This window comes from Saccharococcus sp. Marseille-Q5394, from assembly GCF_946901335.1.
In the GTDB taxonomy this organism is placed as follows: domain Bacteria; phylum Bacillota; class Bacilli; order Bacillales_A; family Planococcaceae; genus Sporosarcina; species Sporosarcina luteola_C.
In genome coordinates, this window is record NZ_CAMPPQ010000001.1 from 1,543,620 (window position 1) to 1,562,820 (window position 19,201).

Here is a 19,201-nt window from a genome sequence, read left to right on the forward strand (position 1 = left end):
TCTCAGAGGTGCCTTCAGAGGTGCCTGTGCACGGAACATTTATGACTATTCGCTTATAAGTATATAAATGCAGAAAGAATTCGACTAAATATCGATATGGCAGGCTTCCTGTTTTTCATTATGCAATTGAAGTGTATTATCGGAATTGTGTCGGTGCCTGTGTAAGGTGCATTTATGACTATTCAGGCTTGGGTATATAAATACGCTCAAATGAGTATAGGATGTTGAGATGAAAGTCTTGTAATTTTTCATTATACAATTGTAGTGCATAATCAGAATTGTTTGGTGCACAGGCACTGAAAATACACTGAAAATATTATTTTCCTGGGATATGCCAGTTTGAAAATGAGTTTTCCCTGCTTTTCTGCAGTTAAAATTCATTTTTTCGTTTTCTGTTGAATTCGGACAGTTGTCAGTCTACTTGACTAGCGATATGGTTGGAGAAAATGAAAGAGGTGACGTGCAATCGCATCGGTAATTATGAGTGTCGGGTTGCAGGAGGATGGCGTGGTCGAAGTATCTAAAACAATACGCGGAAGGACAACCCGTGCCCGTGAAATGCAACGTTCGCGATTCGGTAAAGACTGGTTGAACGGTTTTGTACCGTTTCAATTATTGGATAAAACATGCGGACTGTCAAAGGCGCAAAAAGATTTCATCCAGGAAGTCTGTTTTGAAAGGAAATGGAGCAATCGGACACAAACTAAATTGATGCGAATCGCAAGGACAATCGCGGATTTGGAAGGTTCGGAACGGATTTCTGAGAGTGCATTAGAGGAATCAATCAAATGGAAATCGGCGGCATATAATTCACCTATATTGGTGGGAGAATGACATGGCAAGACGGACACGATATTGGAATCCATATGGCTATTTCCATGTGACGATGCGAGGCAATAATCGGCAAGCAATCTTTCAAACCGATGAAGATAAGTGGAATCTGATGCGGGCCTTTGAATATGCGTACGACAAATATTCATATAACGTGGTTGCCTATTGCATCATGTCCAATCACTATCACTTGCTGATCCAATCCGAGGTGGAATTAAGTAAGATTATGGCTTGTATTAACCGGAGATACAGTGACTATTATGCCAAACGCTATGATCATGTCGGACGTATTTACGAAAAGAGGTATTTTTCAAAACTTGCAAATGGGCCAAGAGCCATACTGGATATTAGCAGTTACATCCATCGGAATCCGATTGAAACGACCGTCGAGATGGTGAATTTGTTGGAGGATTATCCACATAGCTCGTTCTCATACTATGCCGATGATAAAAAAGAACCGCCCCGTTTCTTACATACGGATCTTGTGCGGACATTTCTGCCAAAGCCATTCGACACGACAAATAAAGCATACTATCTATATTGTTTAGCGTACAAGCAGGACCTCGAGACCGTGTACGAGAAGATGCCAGTTGAAGATGTTTCGGTACCTTTTTCGATGTTTGATGTGATAAACTCAGCGGAATAGTTAAAGATATGATGAAGAGAAAGGAATGGTCGCCCGATGAAGCAGCAACTGATGAAAATGTTGGAACAACGCAAAGATGAAATGATTCAGATAAGGCGTCATTTGCATGAAAATCCCGAGCTATCGTTCCAAGAGGAAAAGACTGCCCAGTACATTGCCGATTTTTATAAAGGAAAAGATGTCGAAATTCAAACAAATATCGGAAATGGATACGGCATCATTGTGACGATTAAAGGCGGTAAACCAGGAAAGACGATTGGGCTTCGTGCGGATTTTGATGCATTGCCTATCCAAGAAGAGACTGATGTGCCGTTCAAATCGAAAAACGAGGGAGTCATGCACGCTTGTGGCCATGATGCGCATACTGCCTATTTGCTCGTGCTCGCGGACTGTTTGATTCAACTGAAGGATGAGCTTACAGGGACGATTAAAATCATTCACCAACATGCGGAGGAAGTTCCTCCGGGCGGAGCGAAGAGCATTGTGGAATCAGGTTTGCTCGATGACGTGGATGCCGTCTATGGTATTCATTTATTCCCAACAGATCCAGCGGGAGTTGTCGGGTACCATAGCGGCTATTCCATGGCTGGTCGGACGTACTTCAAATTGAAAATTCAAGGTGTCGGTGGGCACGGATCATCTCCGCACCTAGCTAACGATGCCATTGTCGCAGGAGCCCATTTTGTTACGGCGATTCAAACAGTCGTTAGCCGCCGGTTGAATCCTTTTGAGATGGGTGTTATTACGATCGGTTCGTTTGACGGTAAAGGGCAATTCAACGTCATTAAGGATAGTGTCGAATTGGAGGGTGATGTGCGGTATATGACAACGGAGGTCCAAGAGTTGATCAGTAAGGAAGTCCACCGAATCACCAAAGGGATTGAAGAGGAATTTGGGGTGAAGTGCGAACTTGAATATGTGCCGGATTATCCGCCGCTATTTAACGACCCGGAAATAACGGCAGAGGTTGTCGCCGCCCTTCAAAGCTCCACGGAGCCGGAAATCAAGTCAGTGGCGGAATTCCCTATGTTCTCCGGTTCGGAAGACTTCGCCTACTATGCAGCGAAGTTCCCGTCCTGCTTCTTCTACATCGGTTGCAAACCAAAGGGCGTGGAAAAAGCGTATTTCAACCATCACCCAAAATGGGACATCGACGAAGACGCATTGCTCGTCGCCGCAAAAGCAGTCGCTGAAGTTGTGTGCAGGGATTGAGTGGTGCCTGTGCATGGCACATTTATGACAATTCAATAGTAGGTATATAAATTCATGAGAAAGCTGACCACTAATTGGAATGGCCAGCTTTCTCTTTTGTAATTATACAATTGTAGTGTATTAACTGAATTGTTTCGGTGCCTGTGTAAGAAACATTTATGACTATTCATCTTTACGTGTATAAATACTAAAGGAAACCAACCAGATGTTGATATGGTTGGCTTCCTGGTTTTCATTATGCAATTGTAGTGAATAACCAGAATCGTGTGCTGCACAGGCACCGGTTTGGGGATTCAAATCCCCACCGGTACAATGTACGTCCCCGCATCCTTGTCGTGTTTCACGACGACATTGACGCCGTAGATGTCGCGGATCAGTTCGGCTGTGATGATGTCTTCCGGTTTGCCTTTGGCGGCGATCCGGCCGTCTTTCATGACGATGATGACGTCGCTGTATTTGATAGCTTGGTTGATGTCGTGGAGCACCATGACGATGGAGATACCGTGCTCTTTATTCAAACTGCGAATGAGCTCCAGCAACTCATATTGATAGAAGATATCCAAGTACGTTGTCGGTTCGTCCAGAAACAGATACGGCGTCTTCTGTGTTAGTGCCATGGCGATCCAGACGCGCTGCATTTGGCCGCCGGATAGGCTGTCGATCGGCATATGCCGCCTGTCGAGCAGATTCGTGCTTGACAGCGCCCATTCAATCGCTTCTTCATCTTCCTTCGTACTCGAAGCAAATAGACTTTTATACGGAATCCGGCCATACGCTGTCAACTTCTCGACCGTCATATCAGAAGGCGCATTGTTTTGCTGATGGACGACGGCAAGTTTCCGTGCAAGTTCCTTCGGCTTAAACTCCGCCAAAGATTTCCCATCCAGCAACACATCCCCATTTTGCGGCTGATAATGATTTGACATGACGCCGAGCAACGTTGATTTCCCGCATCCATTCGGCCCGATTATCGTCGTTACCTTGCCGATGTCAATCGTGCTATCGATTCCTCGCAGCGTATCCCTCTTCTTGTCATATGAAAATGCGACTTCCTTAATGTCCATAAATTCGATCACTCTTTCTCAGCAAGAATATGAGGAACGGCCCGCCGATCACTGCCATGATGATAGAAGCAGGAATTTCATTCGGCGCGATCAAAGTCCTTCCAAGCGTATCCGCCACTAAAATCAACAGCGCACCTGCCAACGCGGAAAACGGGATCAACACTTTATGATCATTGCCGACAAGCGTCCTTCCGATATGTGGCACTAACAGCCCGACGAACGCGAACATGCCCGCCACTGTCGTCGCAATAGAAGCTAACAATACCGCAATGATCGAAATGACAAACCTCGCCAAGTTGACATTGACGCCAAGGCTTTTCGCCGTACGGTCTTCTAGCGATAAATAATTGCACCATCTAGTTACGAAAAACGACAGCACCAATCCGATCGATCCGTAAAGCCCGACCACTTCCACTTCGCTCCATTTTTTCATCGTCAGCGTCGAAGTCGTCACTTGGCTCATCGACTGCGTCAAACCGCCTCCGCTGAACCCGATCGCCTGCCCGAGTCCAGTGAATAGCGCGTTGACCGCAATCCCGATAAGAATCATCCGCAACGGATCCAAGCCCGACTTCCACGATAATGAATAAACCAGGAAAAACGCCAGTGCACCGCCGATAAACGCAAACAGCGGCACGAAAAAGAACAACGTCGGGAACATCGCAATCACCAAAACAGACATGAAACTCGCACCCGCCGAAACCCCGATAATTCCGGGATCCGCCAACGGGTTACGCATAACCGCCTGCAGCAAAACGCCCGCCACCGACAAAGCAGCTCCCGCGAATACCGCAATTAAAACCCGCGGCAGCCGCAAGTCTTTAATGATGGCGACATCGTCGTTCGTTCCTGTCAACAGTCCATGAATCAACTCGAAAGGCGTCACCGAAATGCTGCCCGTCAATGCAGATTGGACAAAAACGATTGCCAACAATAGCGCTACGACTATGAAACTGATGGTCTTCCGATTGATTCCCGACATGATTTTACCTGCCTTCATTTCACTTCATGCAACATCTTCAATAACTCATCCAGCGCTTCCGCCGCGGCCAAATTGCCCGTCGTGCCGAACAGCGTCTCTTCCAAATCATAGACGCGCCCGTTCTTCACCGCATCAAAATGCTTCCACACATCATTCGAACGGAATTCCTCATCGAACATCTGAATTACCTGCTCAGGCATACCGTGTGCCGCCCGCAAAATGACGTCAGGATTCGTCTGCTGCAAGTATTCCGTATTGGATGAAATGAACTCGACATCCTCGCCCGTAATGACATTGACGCCGCCAGCCCGCTTTACAAGATCCCCGATGTACGAATGCTCCGTCGCCACCAAATAGCTCCCCGGAATCCCCATAAGAATGAGCACGGAAGGCTTCTCTTTCCCTTCAATCGCCTTCTCGATTGCAGCCGCCTTCTCCTCGAACCGCGCTACAATCGCTTCCGCCTGCTCCACAGAATCGTATTTTTCACCGATCTTCAAGATTTCTTCGTGCATCGCGTCAATGCTTTCGAGGTTTGCATACGTCATATCGATCCCGCGGTCATCAAACATTTCTTGCAAGTCATATTTCAACGTTGTCACCGAAAAAACTTCCGTCGGCTTCAACGACAGCAGCATCTCCATGTCGGGACTCATCGGGTTGCCGACTTCTTTCGCATCCGCGTAGCGTTCCGGCAACTCCTTATAACTTGAAGGAACGCCGACCAAATCGATATCAAGTGCGTCCATGATTTCCGTCAGCGCGACAGTCGTTGCAACTACCCGATCGCCGTCCTGCTCACCGATTTGTTCATTCGCATTATCCCCGGCAATCGCTGAACAGCCGGCAAGCATGACACTAGCCAATAAACCGAAAAGGCCGATCGCTTTTTTCATTCAAGCACAACTCCCTTATTTTCGAGCTCGTTTCCTTGCAATCGCAAATACGACTGCAGCGCCAATGACTGCACCAATCACAATGATGACAATCAAAAATGTATTCGAGGACTTTTCTTTTTCATCCTTGACCTCTGCGACTGCAACCTCTTCGACAGCGTCTTCTTCTTCGTCATGTTCTTCATTTACAGCACCGGTTTCCTCAGATGCAGCATCCTCTTCAACATCTTCATCTTCCTTGCTCACTTCATTCCCATTATCAGATTCCGTATGGGATTTCTCCGCTTCATCTTTTCCTGTTTCATTCACAGTCAACTTCTCTTCTTTTTTCGTTACACTCTCAGTCGTTTTGGCCGTCTCGGTTTTATTCACGACAGGATGTTGAGCAGGTTTTTGTTCAGTCTTTTGAACCGGCGTGACTTCTGTCTTCTTCGGCGCTGCAGGTTTCGTTTCTTTCGCAGGAGGCGGTGTCGCTACCGGCTTTGCCACAGGAGGGGCCGGGATGGAAGATGTGTTGAAATTAAAGCGGATATCATATTTATTGTCGTAATCAAAGCCTGGGATGCCCGTCACGATGATATGGATTTTGGCATTGACGAGCTGCTTCAGATCAGTAACGGTGAACCGCACAACACGCTGATCGCCTGATTGACTCACCACTTGAACGTCTGAGTAGCTTCCGCCATTTTGGACTTTGAAATATTGCCACCACGAGCTGTTTTTCAATGTGACCGTCACCGTCGCTTTATCGTTCACCAACTGCACCTTCGCTGGGCTGACCATATAATCCGCCGTCGTCGACTGCTCGTTGCTTGAATCCTTCAATACTGTGAACGGCACGGAATATTCCCCATCAGCAAACGTTGAAGCCTCCGCTTTCATCGGCATGATTGGAATGAATAGCGCCGTGACCAATGCAACCGCCATAGCAACAGTAAAAATTCTTTTCATGTTAGACTCCTTCGCTCCACACACAACGCCGGCTGTCACATAAAGCGTGACGCCGGCATCCGTGCGAAGATTATTTATTTGATAGTTTCAAGCATGTTGTAAACCATTTTCGCTGCATGTGCACGAGTTGCGTTCGCTTTAGGGGCAAACACTTTTTGGCCTTTCACAACATCGCCGTCAATGATGCCAAGGCCGACTGCCAACTGAACAGCGTCTTTCGCGTAGCTGCTAATGTTAGCCGCATCTGCAAACACAACAGTTGTCTCAACGTCTTTTAATAGTGTAGCGTCTTTATATTCAATTGAACGAACAATCATCGCTACCATTTCCTGACGAGTGATCGCTGCATTCGGTTTGAATTTCCCCGCATCACCTAGAATGATTCCGGCGCGGTTTGCTGCTTCTACTTCGTACACGAAGACTTCCATTTCCTTCGTCAAGTCTGAAAATGTTCCTTTGTATTCCTGTTTTTCAAGATTCAATGCACGAGAAATTAGCAGCGCAAATTCCGCTCTTGTCATTTTATCGTTCGGTGCGAATGTTTCAGACGTTTTACCTTTTACAATTTGCTTAGCAGCCAGTGCTTCGATGTAAGGTTTTGCAAACGAATTGGCGATATCTTTGAATAGGACTTTCACTTCTTCTGCCAAAGGTTTAATGCTATCTTGATCGAACGCTAGCCGAATCGTGTGATTTCCAGTATGGTTCATTGCTGCAACGAAAACCGTCACTTTTGCGTTCATGATTTTCGAGAGATCCGCCACTTCGAATGAAACGACGCGGTGGTTTGCTTCTTCATCTACACGTACAACTGTTGCATCAACGAATTTACCGTTTTGCTCAACTTGGAACTCGGTGATTTGCTCGTTGTTCGTCAATGTGAGTGTCACGACTTGCTTAGCGTCTTTCACGGACAAAGCTGCTGGCGTTTCGATAAAGCGCGCCATGCCAGGGGATTCCTTTTCCTCTGTCGCATGCAACACTTTGAAGCCGATTGCGTATTCGCCGTCTTTAATTGCCTTTGGTGCTTCAGGAGTTGTCGGCGTTGTTGGTTTCTCTTCTACCGCTGGAGCTTTGCTTCCATCAAATTGGAAACGAATTTGGTGTGTTTGATCATATTCACCAAGTCCAGGAATGCCTGTAACGATAATATGAGCTTTTGCATTCATTATTTTTGCAACATCTTTTAATTCAAACTTCACAAGACGTGTCCTTTTTTCAGCGTTTTCGCTCACAACTTGAGCGTCGACAAATTTGTCGCCATCTTGAATTTTCAATGACTGCCAATACTGGCTTTCCAAGAGCGTCATGTAAACGAACGCCTTGCCGTCTTCCACTTTAACTTCCGCAGGGCTTTTCACAAAATCGCCCGCCGTAGAAACTTCGTCTTTATCTTCTTGCAACACGTTGAACGGAAGCTCATAAGATACCTCTTGCGTTGCAGTCACTTCAGCAGCTGCTGCTGGAAGTGATGGCATTGCCGTAAAGATCAGCAACATTGCTGTGAATAAAACCAGTAAACTCTTCTTCATTCTAGTATTCTCCTCTTCTACTTTTTCGACCGGTTCGATCGGAACATCCGCATAGCAGCAAAGATTCCCGCTGCAGTAACGAATACAGTCGCCATCCAAAACCAAATTGTACTTCCTGTGCTGACAGAATCGATCCACTCCTGGTCCGTCTCCTCCAAGGAGTCTGCATCTACCGCAACACGCACGGTGTACGCATGATCATACGGAATCTCCAACTCGTCGATCACCACATGCATCTTCACTGGAAACGGCTCGGCTAGCTTGCCGTCCACATTCAGTTCAATGACACGCGTATCCGCCTCTTCATCCTCCGCAACGACCTGCGCATCCGCAAAACCACCGTCGCTAGGTATCTGTAACTCTTTAACCCAATTGCTATGATTCAACGTCAACTGCAAAACTTGCTTGCCGCCATCCACCTTCAGTAGCCCTGGCTTTTCAAAATAATCATTCGCAATCGACACCGAGTCAGAATCACCTTGCAGCAGCTCGTACTCCACTGCATATACGCCGTCAGACAACGATTCCGCAACTACAGATGCAGACGCAATCGCCCATAACAGCAAAACAGCACCAAACAAAGGCGCCACCCGTCTTCTCATGCAAATTCCTCTCCCACTAGTGAGAACTGTTATCAATTATTCCACTACTATCATAGGCCATCATCCACTAGTTTGAAAGCCCCTCCAACAATATTCACACATTGTTCACAGAGAAACGAATGAATTGTGTCCACCTTTTTGCGGTGCCTTTTGCGGTGCCTGTGTATGGTGCAATTATGACAACTCAATAGAAGCAATAAATATACAATGGAGCGTCAACCAAACTCGTTAGCTACAGACTTCCCGATAACTCAATATGCAATTGTAGTGAATAGACAAAATTGTGTCGGTGCCTGTGCGTGGTACATTTATGACAATTCAACAAAAGTTATGTAAATACGAAAGGTAGTCAGGTAAACATTGATGCAACAAGCTTCCTCTTCTAGATATATGCAATTGTAGTGAATAAACTGAATTGTTTCGTGCACAGGTACCGTATTTAGGCACCGCATATGGCACCGGATTTGAGGGTCACTTGCTTATAATCGTCTTCATTCGTGTCAAGACTGGGCAATATTATGAGGGTGGGAGTTTTGGGTATGGAGAGGGTCGGGTCGATTAGTATTTTGCATGTAATTTTATTGTCAATGACGGTCATTGGACTGAAGAATCATGTGACCATTTTGCCGCCGTTATTGATCCATGCGGGACGTGATGGATGGATTTCCGTGTTCATTGCCGCAGTTGCAATGGTGCCTTGGCTATTTCTGCTCGTCTACATTCATCGCAGTTCGCAGCAGGCTTCCCTCGGCGATTGGCTGCTTCCGAAGATCGGCAAAGTCCCGACCGCCATTTTTCGGTATGTCACAGCATTTTTTCTTCTGTTAATGGCCGTCTTTACGATGGCAGAGACTTTGCAGTGGATCAAATCGACGTTTTTACCCGAGTCGCCGTTAGTCCTCATGATTCTCATCTACTCAATCCTATGCATCTTCCTTGCGTCTACAAATTTGCAGACGATTGTCATGGTCAACGTGGTTGTTCTATTTTGGGTCGTTATCCTCGGCTTTTTTGTCGCTTTCACGAATATACAAGTGAAAAATTATTCGTTACTGAGACCGTTCATTGAGCACGGATTTGAACCTGTCATTTCAACATTGGTCTACCCGGCATCCGGTTATATTGAACTTCTGTTGTTCCTGTTCATCCAACAAAATGTGAAAGGTCGATTTCGCTGGTATCATTTTGCAATCATGCTCTTTATACTGCACAGTTTGACGATGGGTCCGCTCATTGGTGCCATTACAGAGTTCGGTCCTGACGAAGCGGCAAAGCAAAGGTACCCCGCTTATGAGGAGTGGGGGCTCGTTTCCATAGGACGTTTCATTGAGCATCTAGACTTTTTCTCCATATACCAATGGCTTACTGGCACCTTCGTACGTGTGTCCTTCATTTTGTATGTCGTCTCGGATTTATTGCAGCTGAGAGGCGACCGCAAACGTATTTGGAAAATCATCGGACCAGCGTTCTTCTTCATGTCCTTGTCGTTATTTCTAATGGAAGATCATATTTTCCTGAAACTTAAAGGGGACTATTTCTTAATTGCTACGTTCATCTTCCTGCTCTTGCTGACGTTATTTCTAACAATCTCTGCATTAATCAAAAGAAGTGCGGCAAAAGAAATGTAAAACTTACACAGAAGATGGTGAAGTGCAATGCAATCGTCTGATCACGAGATGGACATCACATCTTTACGGGCGTTATTTCAGAAGTCTGCAGACGTTCAGTTTCAAAGTTATATGTTCAATGGTCATGCCGTCACGTTTGTCACATGCGATGCAATGATTGACCAACAACTGTTGAATGAAGTCATCGTGCCCCGTATTCGTCACTTCGTCGGCACTTTGGAGAACGAGCCACTGGAAACGGCGATTGAATCGCAGTTGCACATCCCCGATTTGAAAGCGGGAAATGATTTGGAAACAGTCATTCACCTCGTCTATTCCGGGCATGTCTTATTGTTTTTTGAGGAATCCGGATTTATTTACACGAGCAATATCACTAAAAAACCGAACCGAAACCCCGAGGAAACACGGTTAGAGGTGCCTGTGAAAGGACCTCGTGACAACTTCATCGAAGACGTGTCCGTTAATATCGCATTGATTCGCAAAAGGCTGCCGACAAACTCATTATGCGTCGAGAAATTCGAATTAGGGAAACGCTCCAAAACGACTGTAGCTCTTTTGTATTTCGATGACATTGCGAGCAAAGAGATACTGGACGGCATTAGAAGACAACTGAATGAAACAGATACCGATATCGTTTTCAACCCTACCCTTCTGATGGAAAGTGCGAATAAAAGCTCAAAGCTCTTTCCGAGGGTCGATTACACGGGACGACCTGATACCGCCATCCAGTCGCTTGTAAGAGGCCGTTTCCTCATTTTTGTTGATGGAGCGGCGTATTGCGTCATCTTGCCAGTCAACTTGTTTCTGCTCGTAAAGACGGGGGAGGATAATGATACACCCGTCATTTACGGCTCAATCGAGCGTTTGCTGCGCGTCTTCGGATTGTCCATCGGCTTGACGCTGCCCGCATTTTGGCTTGCATTGACGACCTATCACCAAGATCAGCTGCCGGTCCATTTATTAGCGACCGTTGTCCAAGCGAATACAGGGCTTCCATTCCCTTCAGTCATTGAGATGCTGCTTATGCTGCTCATGTTTGAACTGTTTCGCGAAGCCGGCTTGCGACTGCCGACTGCTTTAGGCGGGACAATCGGCGTTGTTGGCGGATTGATCATCGGAGATGCCGCCATTCGGGCAGGGATTACAAGTCCCGCAATGATTGTCGTCATCGCCATTTCAACAATCGCGACATTCACATTGGTCAACCAATCGGTAGTGAACGCAATTAGTGTATTGCGTGTTTGTTTCATCCTCCTCACAGCAATTTTAGGTTTGTTCGGTCTTCTCATGTCCGTCTTCATTACACTTGTTTACTTATCCAGCATCCGGACGTTCGGCGTTCCTTACATGAACATTGCAGCTGACTTAAGTTTTAAGACAGTCATGCAATCGCTCTTCCGGCTTCCTCATAAATCATACAAAGAGCGGCCGAATATGTTGAATCCGACAGACCCAACACGCACGAAGGAGAGAGATCAGGATGAATAAAAAGATCGTCGCCCTCCTGCTGCTATTGCTTGCGATGCTCCCCTTATCAGGCTGCTGGGATAATAATGAACCTGAGAGGATGTTATATCTCAATGGAATCGGCATCGACTACAAGGATGGCCGGTATGAACTGTACGCCCAAATCATCAATTTCGCCAACACCGCAAAATCCGAACAGCCTACAAGCGATGAAACTTCACAAGCAGAAGTCGGTCATGCCTCGGGGATGTCGCTAGATGAAGCTGTCTTCGAGTTATACCATTCCGTCGATCAAAAAGTGAATTGGGGCCATTTATCCTACTTGGTCTTCTCAGAAGAAGCACTGCAACAGGTGAAGTTGAGCCCGGTCCTCGATATTTTCATACGTTACAGGGAAACGCGTTATCAAATCTGGTTATACGCCACAAAAGACCCAGTGGAGGAAGTGCTCTTAATAAGACCCGTTGTTAATAAAGCCATTATCTTGTCAAAGCTAGGGGATCCACGCAACTCCTACGAACAAGAATCATTTATTAAACCGGCAAGCATTCGTGAAGTAGTGATCAATATGAATGAACCGAATCATGAAACGCTGATCCCGTTCATAACAATTGCGGAAAACTGGAAATCAATAAAAGAAACGATCAAAGCCCCCGTCATTTCCGGTGCAGCCATCGTTTCCCCGGATGATTTCAAAGGGTTCATCACTGGAGAGAAAGCAAGGGGAATCCGATGGATGACGAACGACACGAAGAGGTCCAATCTAACAGTCCGAACGGAAAATGGCAATTTCATCTCCGTCGTCTTGGAAAATATCAAAGTGAAAATCAATCCTGTCATGATAAAAGGAGAAGCAAAGTTCGACATTGATATATACGCCGACGGGATAATCGACATCATTACCGAAACGATTAAACCGGCAGAAATTGAGAAGTTATTGAAAGAAATTGTGAAAGAGCAAATTGCTGCGACATATGAGGAAGCCTTAAAAATGGATGCCGACATCTATCGGCTTTCTGAACAACTGTATCGCAAGAACGTTAAAGAATGGAAACGACTGCAAAAAGACGGCAAAATCGAATTGACCGATGACTCGATCCGAAACATCAAGATCACAATCGGCAAACTCTCCTCCAACAAAAAAACATTCGAACGAACAGTAGAATAACTGGATGTGTTCGTTTAGCCGGTGCGATTGTTCAGCCGGTGCCCATAGCCGGTGCCTGTGCATGGTACATTTATGACAATTCAATCAGATCTATATAAATACAACGGGAAGCTAGTCAAATGCCTATTTGATCAGCTTCCCCTTTTACTTTTATGCAATTGTAGTGAGTAAACTGAATCGTTCCGGTGCCTGTGCAAGGTGCATTTATGACAATTCAACTAAATTCATAAACATACAAAAATAAATATCTAAACATCAGTTTTATTAGCTTTCCACTTTCCATTTATTCAATTGTAGTGAATAAACTGAATTGAATGCTGCACAGGCACCAATTCTACCCCGAGGGACATGAACTGGCAACGTTCTGAAGATAGGTGTAGAATAGAAAAAACTGCTTAAAAAGAGGAACAACTAATGCCTAAAACTCAACTAAAAACACCTGTATGGAAATTGTTTGCTCGCGGCGCCATGGTTATGGTCGGTGCCCTCATTGCCGCCTACGGATTAGAATCTGTACTCATTCCAAACAAGGTATCTGATGGAGGCGTGACTGGTCTAAGTATCGTCGGGTCAGAATTATTCGGCTTTCCATTAGGACTTCTCATAGCGATTTTGAATATCCCTTTTGTCTTTTTAGGCTATAAGCAAATCGGGAAAAGCTTTGCCATCTATTCTGTACTTGGAATTGCTACACTGGCGGTCAGCACGAGCCTAATGCATCATGTGCCAATAATCATTCACGGAGATACGTTATTAATAACAGTTGTGGGCGGAATTATCCTCGGTTTCGGAATGGGATTAGCGTTGCGGAATGGCGGCGCTCTTGACGGAATTGATATGTTAGCCGTTTTACTTTCCCGAAGGATGCCGTTCGGAACAAGTGATTTGATCCTGTTTTTGAACGTCTTTGTTTTCGCCATCGTCTCGATTGTCTTCGGGCTTCAAGGAGCTTTCTTATCCGCAATTGCTTACTACATCGCCACTAAAGTGATCAGCATTGTTGAAGAAGGACTTAGCGGTTCTAAAATGTATAAAATTATTACTAGCGAACCTGAAGGTATGGTCGAAACGATTCGTGATCGTCTAGGCCGCAGTTCGACTTATAGTATCGTTCAAGGCGCGTATTCCAATGAAGAATTCAGGGAAATCACATGCATTATCAACCGGCTCGAAGATAGTAAGATGAAGGAAATTATCCTTGAAATTGATCCGTCAGCGTTTGTCACTGTTTACGAAGTCGCCGAAGTCCGAGGCGGAAGTTTCACAAAGCGAAATATTCATTAATAAATTGTGTGAGAATTGTGCGGGTGCCTGTGCATGGTGCATTTATGACAATTCAAAGAGATTGATATAAATTCAAAGGGAAGCTGATCAAAGATTGATTTGATCAGCTTCCCTCATTTTGTTTATACAATTGTAGTTAATAAACTGAATAGTGTGCTGCACAGGCACCGGCTCAATTGTTTATATACTTCTCAAATACATCACCGAAATCCTTAACGTGGTACTTGTCTCGGGCTGATGTTAGCCAGGAGAAACCGAATTCGGTTAATTGTTTATATTGGTCGGCCATTTGGATGTCGGACGGTCTTGAATTCTCCAACACTTTTGCCGCCTTATCGAGACTTTGCGTTGCCATTTCGAATAGGATATTGTTTTCGTGAGCTTTTTCCGAAATATATACCAATGCTTTGTACAGATCATTCAATTGTGCGAGCTGCTTTTTATCAACGTCTATGCTGTACGATTGATCGCCAAGCGTGAACTTGATTTCAACATCCAAGTCAATTTTGCCCGCAGTTTCCAAGAACACATTGGTAATTTGATATTTTGAATATGAATAGCGTTTCAAGACGCGTTTCGAAGAGACCGCTTTATCTCCGTCCACATGAATGACCGCTAAGTTCGTAAAGCAATACTCATCTGCCTTAGTCTTAATCAAGAAATAAATCTTTTCTTCATCCTCATGTCGAATATAATCATCGGCATCCGTCTTATCATAATCTTCGGGTCCTATGATTTTACCGATATCCGACAAGCCCAACGCATCTGAAGCCAACTTTTTCAGCATATGAACGACCTCTTCCTATCTAGAATTCTCACACCTAAAATTATAACATTTCTTTAGTCTAATTAACTCTTTGAGTTTAAATTGTGCGGGTGCCTGTGCATGGTGCATTTATGACAATTCAAAGAGATTCATATAAATTCAAAGGGAAGCTCATCAAAGATTGACTTGATCAACTTCCCTCTTTTTATTTATACAATTGTAGTTAATAAACTGAGTAGTGTGCTGCACAGGCACCAAATACAGCACCGAAATTCGGCATTAACAAAGCACAATCACCTTATGTGGTGTCGTTTGGGCGGGAATGCTGCGGGTTGTAGTGCTATAAATGACAATCAGCTCACGATTAGCTGGACTGCCCGCAAACGACTGTCCATTTTCCAGTAAAATCGGCGTATTTCGATTTAAGTTCAATTTCAAGCTTCCGTCGTTGCTCACTAAATTCTGGTCAAATAAATCCACTTTCACAAACTGGTCGGATCTTTCTTTCGCCATGACAACCGCCCGATATTGCGGTGGATAAATAAAAGGGGTCGGTGCATTCGCATCATAAAAACCGGTTACGATATCGCCGACCTTCACTAAAACATGATCGACAAAATATGTGCCCGGCTCAATGACGAAATTGACGATGGAGCCTTCACGATCAGCGACCATAAACAGTTTATAGCACCCAGATCCTTGATCATCTTGCTGTATCGAAAAATCACTAATCTCCATTACTCTGCCGGTGAAAAATCTAAAATTCATTCGTATACCTCCATTGGATAACGCTCGTCATATAGACTATGCAACGGGTGAATTGGGTGTTCAGCAGAGTAATAATAGTAATCTCCTCACGTCCCATCCAAAACCCTACGCAGTTTCCACACGCAAACCGTTTCCATAGGAGTAAACACAGCGGTTTGCTATACTACACGTGTCAACGTATAAAGAAGGGAGATTTTACTATGCAAAACATAACTGGAAAGAATGCGATCATTACGGGAGCTGGACGCGGTATTGGCCGGGCGACGGCAATCGCCTTTGCGAAGGAAGGCATCCATTTAGGACTTATCGGGAAAACCGAAGCGAATCTTGATAAGGTCGCCGAAGAGCTTCGCGAATTTGGCGTCAACGTTTCTATCGCTGCTGCGGACGTGGCGGACAATGAATCTGTAATTGCCGCTGTCGAGCATATCAAATCGGAACTCGGCCCAATCGACATCCTCATCAACAACGCCGGTATCGGCAAATTCGGCAAGTTCCTTGAGCTTACTCCGGAAGAATTCAAAAACATTATTGACGTTAACCTAATGGGCATGTACTACGTTACACGCGCAGTGCTGCCGGAAATGATTGAGCGTCAAACAGGTGATATCATCAATGTCTCTTCAACTGCCGGACAAAAAGGTGCTCCTGTCACGAGTGCATACAGCGCCTCAAAATTCGGCGTGCTGGGTTTGACGGAATCACTTATGTTGGAAGTGAGGAAGCAAAACATTCGCGTCACTGCCTTAACGCCGAGCACAGTGGCAACCGACTTGGCATTCGAAGAGAATCTCACTGACGGCAATCCGGATAAAGTGCTGCAGCCTGAAGACCTTGCTGAATTGATGGTCGCGCAGCTGAAACTGCACCCGCGCGTCCTCTTAAAATCGGCTGGCCTATGGTCGACAAACCCTTAATTGTTCGAGAATTGTGTCGGTGCCTGTGCATGACACATTTATGACAATTTAACGTAACGCATATAAATACAATAGGAAACCTATCAAACGTCGAATTGATAGGTTTCCTGTTTTTCAGTTATACAATTGTAACGAATTATCTGAACAGTACGCCGCACAGGCACCGTATTGAGCACCCTTAAAGCTTACCCAATTCATCCTGAAAAGCGGGGCGGTTTTTGTATGTCTGTTTTAGTTCCTCTGCAAGGTTCATTTGGGCTTCTCGTCCTGCAACTTTGCCATAGCGCTTCATCACTTGGCAAACTTCCTTATATCCCTTCCGGTTAAATGAGTTTTGTGCGATCTCTTTTACATGAGTTTCGAACAGTATGATTGCCTCTTCTGCATGGGAATCAACCAAGTATTCCAAGTATCGTTCCACCATTGAAGGATTTTCACGGACATAATCAAGGATGGCCTCAACATCATTTTCAGCTTCAATGAGCTTCACAAACATCCACTGATTTTTAACAGCCAATTCCTGCTTCACTCCTTCATAAAAAGCTGTCGCGTCCTCGGCCAGATCCTTCAATTCCCAATAAAATTCAAATTCTCCTTCTATCAACATTTCACGACCTATTGTCATTTGCTCATCAAGTGCTTTCAATTGTTTATACGCTTTGTAGCGCCATTTCTTCCACCGCATAACCAAACCACGATAATCCTTGTCCAAACTTTCCCCTTCAGAAGCCAACGCCAACACGTTTTCATAGTTGCCTTCCTTCAATTCATATTGCATCAACCGTTTCCGGAATGTAGGATAATTTATGTTCTCCTGTAGAAACTGTCTCGCTTTCTCTGACGTGCCGTGAGTTTCAAAGATGTCATACATTAAGTTGTAAATTCGTTCATTTTCATACCGACCATAATCATTTGCAGACGAACCGTTCACCATTGCTTCTAGCTCATTCAGTAAAGTCGCCCGCAATTGCTCATTTCCCGCATAGTTCAGACCGATGCCGAGCAAATCGATTCGAAAGTCATTCCATCCTTCAAATACGTCCGTTTTCGATAAGTAAATGAGTTTTTCTAACATCTCGCTTTGTTCATCCAACCCTAAAGCTCCATCTGCAATCGCTTCCATCGTTTCAATCGTTTGATCTAGTAAATATCCAATATTACCGCTAGAGTCGTCTGCGTATTGAAACGATTTAATCCCTTCAATCAACAACCCCTGCGCAATTTCAAAGGCAATCAACGGATTTTTCACCGACTCAACTTTATTCAGTACGGCGGACAGTTCATTCGTGAAGTCGCCAACATATTTATATGTAATAAACCCTTCTCTGCCAGTATATTTCTCAATGATCGAATCGATCATCCTCTTGTAACGAGCAATCTCCTGTTGCTCATCGACAGTTGCATGATTGAAGAGCAACTCATTATGAAAATTCGGATCGTCGTCCGCTAAATGAAGGAGTATATCAATCAGTTCCACTTTGGATAGGCTTTCAAGGACCGTCTTCAAATCCGGCAGAGTTGTCCCGGCCATCTCAGGAAAATCATTAGCTTTTAGTCTGTCAATCAACTCATAATAAACCGCCACTTCATGTTTACACACCGGCCCCAAATCATAAGGGCAATCGCAATAAGACGAAAGGATATTGCCTTCCTCATTTAGCTGGACGGCAACCTCATACATATCTTCCCCCTCAACAAGCGCACTATATCGTCCATCTCCCTGGCGTGTTAGCTTTAAAACGAATCCAGCATTATAATATTCGGAACCGCGATCGACGATAGTGGAGCTCACTACCTCCTCAAAATCATAAAGATTCATCGCCCTATCCCCTCTCTTCCTTCGGCGCACAATCTATTACTAGTACCAATACGACACCCAACCGGAAAACCCTTTATTGCGCCGATGTTGGTGCCTGTGCATGGCCCATTTATGACAATTCACTTCAAAGCATAAAAACACAATACACAACCAACCAACCCCATATTTGACAAAGTCCGCAACATCTATTTATACAATTGTAGTGAATAAACTGAATCGTGTTGGTGCCTGTGCATGACACATTTATGACAATTCAAACATGAGTATATAAATACGAAAGGAAGCCCATCAAGTATTGAGTTGATGAGCTTCCCGTGTTTTAATTATGCAATTGTCGTTAATAAACTGAATTGTGCGCTGCACAGGCACCTGTTTAAAAGTCACTTTTCACATGCAATGCCGTCTTTGTCGCGGTCCATCTTTGTGTGCGCTTTGTAAATTTCTGCTGAAACAAAAGGTTTAAACTTCGTTTTTCCACCTACGTTTCGGACTTTAGCATCTTTAGCGACGCCGCCTGGATATGTTTTATTCAACTCGGTGCAGTTCTTAAACTTGGCTGGCGCTGCGTTTGCTGAGTCGATTGGCGTAATGAATAGAAGGAATGCAAGGGAAATTACGGTGATTCCGGTTAAGATCTTTTTCATTTTCATCTCTCCAACTAGTATAAT

The 19,201-nt window shown here is 44.8% G+C and carries 18 protein-coding genes; 8 read left to right on the forward strand and 10 right to left on the reverse strand.

Annotated features, from left to right (window positions below; genetic code table 11):
• Window positions 1-507: 507 nt before the first annotated feature.
• The 3 genes from OC538_RS07590 to OC538_RS07600 are packed head-to-tail and all read left to right on the forward strand — an operon-like array spanning window position 508 to window position 2,689.
• A complete protein-coding gene (locus OC538_RS07590) occupies window positions 508-834 on the forward strand; it encodes a hypothetical protein (RefSeq protein ID WP_262174083.1) in 327 nt (108 codons plus the stop codon).
• A gap of 1 nt (window position 835) precedes the next feature.
• Window positions 836-1,477, forward strand: coding sequence for a transposase (locus OC538_RS07595; RefSeq protein WP_262174086.1), 642 nt, complete (start codon window positions 836-838; stop codon window positions 1,475-1,477).
• Between the two features lie 36 nt (window positions 1,478-1,513).
• Window positions 1,514-2,689, forward strand: a complete 1,176-nt coding sequence (locus OC538_RS07600) for a M20 family metallopeptidase (RefSeq protein ID WP_262174087.1) — start codon at window positions 1,514-1,516, stop codon at window positions 2,687-2,689.
• Window positions 2,690-2,982: 293 nt separating this feature from the next.
• Here OC538_RS07600 and OC538_RS07605 read toward each other — a convergent pair whose 3' ends face one another.
• The 6 genes from OC538_RS07605 to OC538_RS07630 form a co-directional block, all read right to left on the reverse strand.
• A complete protein-coding gene (locus OC538_RS07605; protein WP_262174089.1) occupies window positions 2,983-3,753 on the reverse strand; it encodes an ABC transporter ATP-binding protein in 771 nt (256 codons plus the stop codon).
• A complete protein-coding gene (locus tag OC538_RS07610) occupies window positions 3,743-4,726 on the reverse strand; it encodes a FecCD family ABC transporter permease (RefSeq protein WP_262175196.1) in 984 nt (327 codons plus the stop codon). The genes OC538_RS07605 and OC538_RS07610 overlap by 11 nt, the downstream gene beginning before the upstream one ends.
• A 23-nt stretch (window positions 4,727-4,749) precedes the next feature.
• On the reverse strand, window positions 4,750-5,631 hold the full coding sequence (gene isdE, locus OC538_RS07615) for a heme ABC transporter substrate-binding protein IsdE (protein ID WP_262174090.1): 882 nt from the start codon (window positions 5,629-5,631) through the stop codon (window positions 4,750-4,752).
• Between the two features lie 15 nt (window positions 5,632-5,646).
• Entirely contained in the window at window positions 5,647-6,582 is a 936-nt protein-coding gene (locus OC538_RS07620; protein ID WP_262174091.1) for an NEAT domain-containing protein, read from the reverse strand.
• A 74-nt stretch (window positions 6,583-6,656) separates the two neighbouring features.
• Window positions 6,657-8,114 carry an NEAT domain-containing protein gene (locus OC538_RS07625; RefSeq protein ID WP_262174092.1) on the reverse strand — a complete coding sequence of 486 codons (1,458 nt, stop codon included), beginning with the start codon at window positions 8,112-8,114 and terminating at the stop codon, window positions 6,657-6,659.
• A gap of 17 nt (window positions 8,115-8,131) precedes the next feature.
• Complete coding sequence (locus OC538_RS07630) at window positions 8,132-8,716, reverse strand: NEAT domain-containing protein (protein WP_262174093.1); 585 nt, start codon at window positions 8,714-8,716, stop codon at window positions 8,132-8,134.
• Window positions 8,717-9,255: 539 nt separating this feature from the next.
• Here OC538_RS07630 and OC538_RS07635 point away from each other — a divergent pair.
• The 4 genes from OC538_RS07635 (at window position 9,256) to OC538_RS07650 (ending at window position 14,263) form a co-directional block, all read left to right on the forward strand.
• Entirely contained in the window at window positions 9,256-10,344 is a 1,089-nt protein-coding gene (locus OC538_RS07635) for an endospore germination permease (RefSeq protein WP_262174094.1), read from the forward strand.
• A gap of 27 nt (window positions 10,345-10,371) precedes the next feature.
• Complete coding sequence (locus tag OC538_RS07640; RefSeq protein ID WP_262174095.1) at window positions 10,372-11,832, forward strand: spore germination protein; 1,461 nt, start codon at window positions 10,372-10,374, stop codon at window positions 11,830-11,832.
• Complete coding sequence (locus OC538_RS07645) at window positions 11,825-12,979, forward strand: Ger(x)C family spore germination protein (RefSeq protein ID WP_262174096.1); 1,155 nt, start codon at window positions 11,825-11,827, stop codon at window positions 12,977-12,979. Before OC538_RS07640 ends, OC538_RS07645 begins: the two co-directional genes overlap by 8 nt.
• Window positions 12,980-13,447: 468 nt before the next feature.
• A complete protein-coding gene (locus tag OC538_RS07650) occupies window positions 13,448-14,263 on the forward strand; it encodes a YitT family protein (RefSeq protein ID WP_410055868.1) in 816 nt (271 codons plus the stop codon).
• Window positions 14,264-14,435: 172 nt separating this feature from the next.
• Here OC538_RS07650 and OC538_RS07655 read toward each other — a convergent pair whose 3' ends face one another.
• Both OC538_RS07655 and OC538_RS07660 read right to left on the reverse strand, forming a co-directional pair.
• The gene (locus OC538_RS07655; RefSeq protein WP_262174098.1) at window positions 14,436-15,050 is read right to left on the reverse strand and encodes a PH domain-containing protein; all 615 of its coding nucleotides are present in this window, start codon (window positions 15,048-15,050) and stop codon (window positions 14,436-14,438) included.
• Between the two features lie 258 nt (window positions 15,051-15,308).
• Window positions 15,309-15,797 (reverse strand): hypothetical protein, encoded by a 489-nt coding sequence (locus tag OC538_RS07660; RefSeq protein ID WP_262174099.1) that lies wholly within the window; start codon window positions 15,795-15,797, stop codon window positions 15,309-15,311.
• 200 nt (window positions 15,798-15,997) lie between these two features.
• Between OC538_RS07660 and OC538_RS07665 the strand changes: the two genes are divergently transcribed.
• Window positions 15,998-16,714: a 3-ketoacyl-ACP reductase gene (locus OC538_RS07665; RefSeq protein WP_262174100.1), complete on the forward strand. Its 717-nt coding sequence runs from the start codon at window positions 15,998-16,000 to the stop codon at window positions 16,712-16,714.
• Between the two features lie 178 nt (window positions 16,715-16,892).
• Here the strand turns inward: OC538_RS07665 and OC538_RS07670 are convergent, their stop codons facing one another.
• Together OC538_RS07670 and OC538_RS07675 are read right to left on the reverse strand one after the other, a co-directional pair.
• Complete coding sequence (locus OC538_RS07670) at window positions 16,893-18,533, reverse strand: SWIM zinc finger domain-containing protein (RefSeq protein ID WP_262174101.1); 1,641 nt, start codon at window positions 18,531-18,533, stop codon at window positions 16,893-16,895.
• 380 nt (window positions 18,534-18,913) lie between these two features.
• Window positions 18,914-19,177, reverse strand: coding sequence for an excalibur calcium-binding domain-containing protein (locus OC538_RS07675; protein WP_262174102.1), 264 nt, complete (start codon window positions 19,175-19,177; stop codon window positions 18,914-18,916).
• Window positions 19,178-19,201: the final 24 nt, after the last annotated feature.

Coding starts and splice junctions, on each gene's coding strand:
- OC538_RS07605 (WP_262174089.1), bottom strand. CDS start 3,753: ATGGACATTAAGGAAGTCGCATTTTCATATGACAAGAAGAGGGATACG.
- OC538_RS07595 (WP_262174086.1), top strand. CDS start 836: ATGGCAAGACGGACACGATATTGGAATCCATATGGCTATTTCCATGTG.
- OC538_RS07620 (WP_262174091.1), bottom strand. CDS start 6,582: ATGAAAAGAATTTTTACTGTTGCTATGGCGGTTGCATTGGTCACGGCG.
- OC538_RS07655 (WP_262174098.1), bottom strand. CDS start 15,050: ATGCTGAAAAAGTTGGCTTCAGATGCGTTGGGCTTGTCGGATATCGGT.
- OC538_RS07675 (WP_262174102.1), bottom strand. CDS start 19,177: ATGAAAAAGATCTTAACCGGAATCACCGTAATTTCCCTTGCATTCCTT.
- OC538_RS07650 (WP_410055868.1), top strand. CDS start 13,448: ATGGTTATGGTCGGTGCCCTCATTGCCGCCTACGGATTAGAATCTGTA.
- OC538_RS07670 (WP_262174101.1), bottom strand. CDS start 18,533: ATGAATCTTTATGATTTTGAGGAGGTAGTGAGCTCCACTATCGTCGAT.
- OC538_RS07665 (WP_262174100.1), top strand. CDS start 15,998: ATGCAAAACATAACTGGAAAGAATGCGATCATTACGGGAGCTGGACGC.
- OC538_RS07630 (WP_262174093.1), bottom strand. CDS start 8,716: ATGAGAAGACGGGTGGCGCCTTTGTTTGGTGCTGTTTTGCTGTTATGG.
- OC538_RS07645 (WP_262174096.1), top strand. CDS start 11,825: ATGAATAAAAAGATCGTCGCCCTCCTGCTGCTATTGCTTGCGATGCTC.
- OC538_RS07600 (WP_262174087.1), top strand. CDS start 1,514: ATGAAGCAGCAACTGATGAAAATGTTGGAACAACGCAAAGATGAAATG.
- OC538_RS07660 (WP_262174099.1), bottom strand. CDS start 15,797: ATGAATTTTAGATTTTTCACCGGCAGAGTAATGGAGATTAGTGATTTT.
- OC538_RS07635 (WP_262174094.1), top strand. CDS start 9,256: ATGGAGAGGGTCGGGTCGATTAGTATTTTGCATGTAATTTTATTGTCA.
- OC538_RS07625 (WP_262174092.1), bottom strand. CDS start 8,114: ATGAAGAAGAGTTTACTGGTTTTATTCACAGCAATGTTGCTGATCTTT.
- OC538_RS07640 (WP_262174095.1), top strand. CDS start 10,372: ATGCAATCGTCTGATCACGAGATGGACATCACATCTTTACGGGCGTTA.
- isdE (WP_262174090.1), bottom strand. CDS start 5,631: ATGAAAAAAGCGATCGGCCTTTTCGGTTTATTGGCTAGTGTCATGCTT.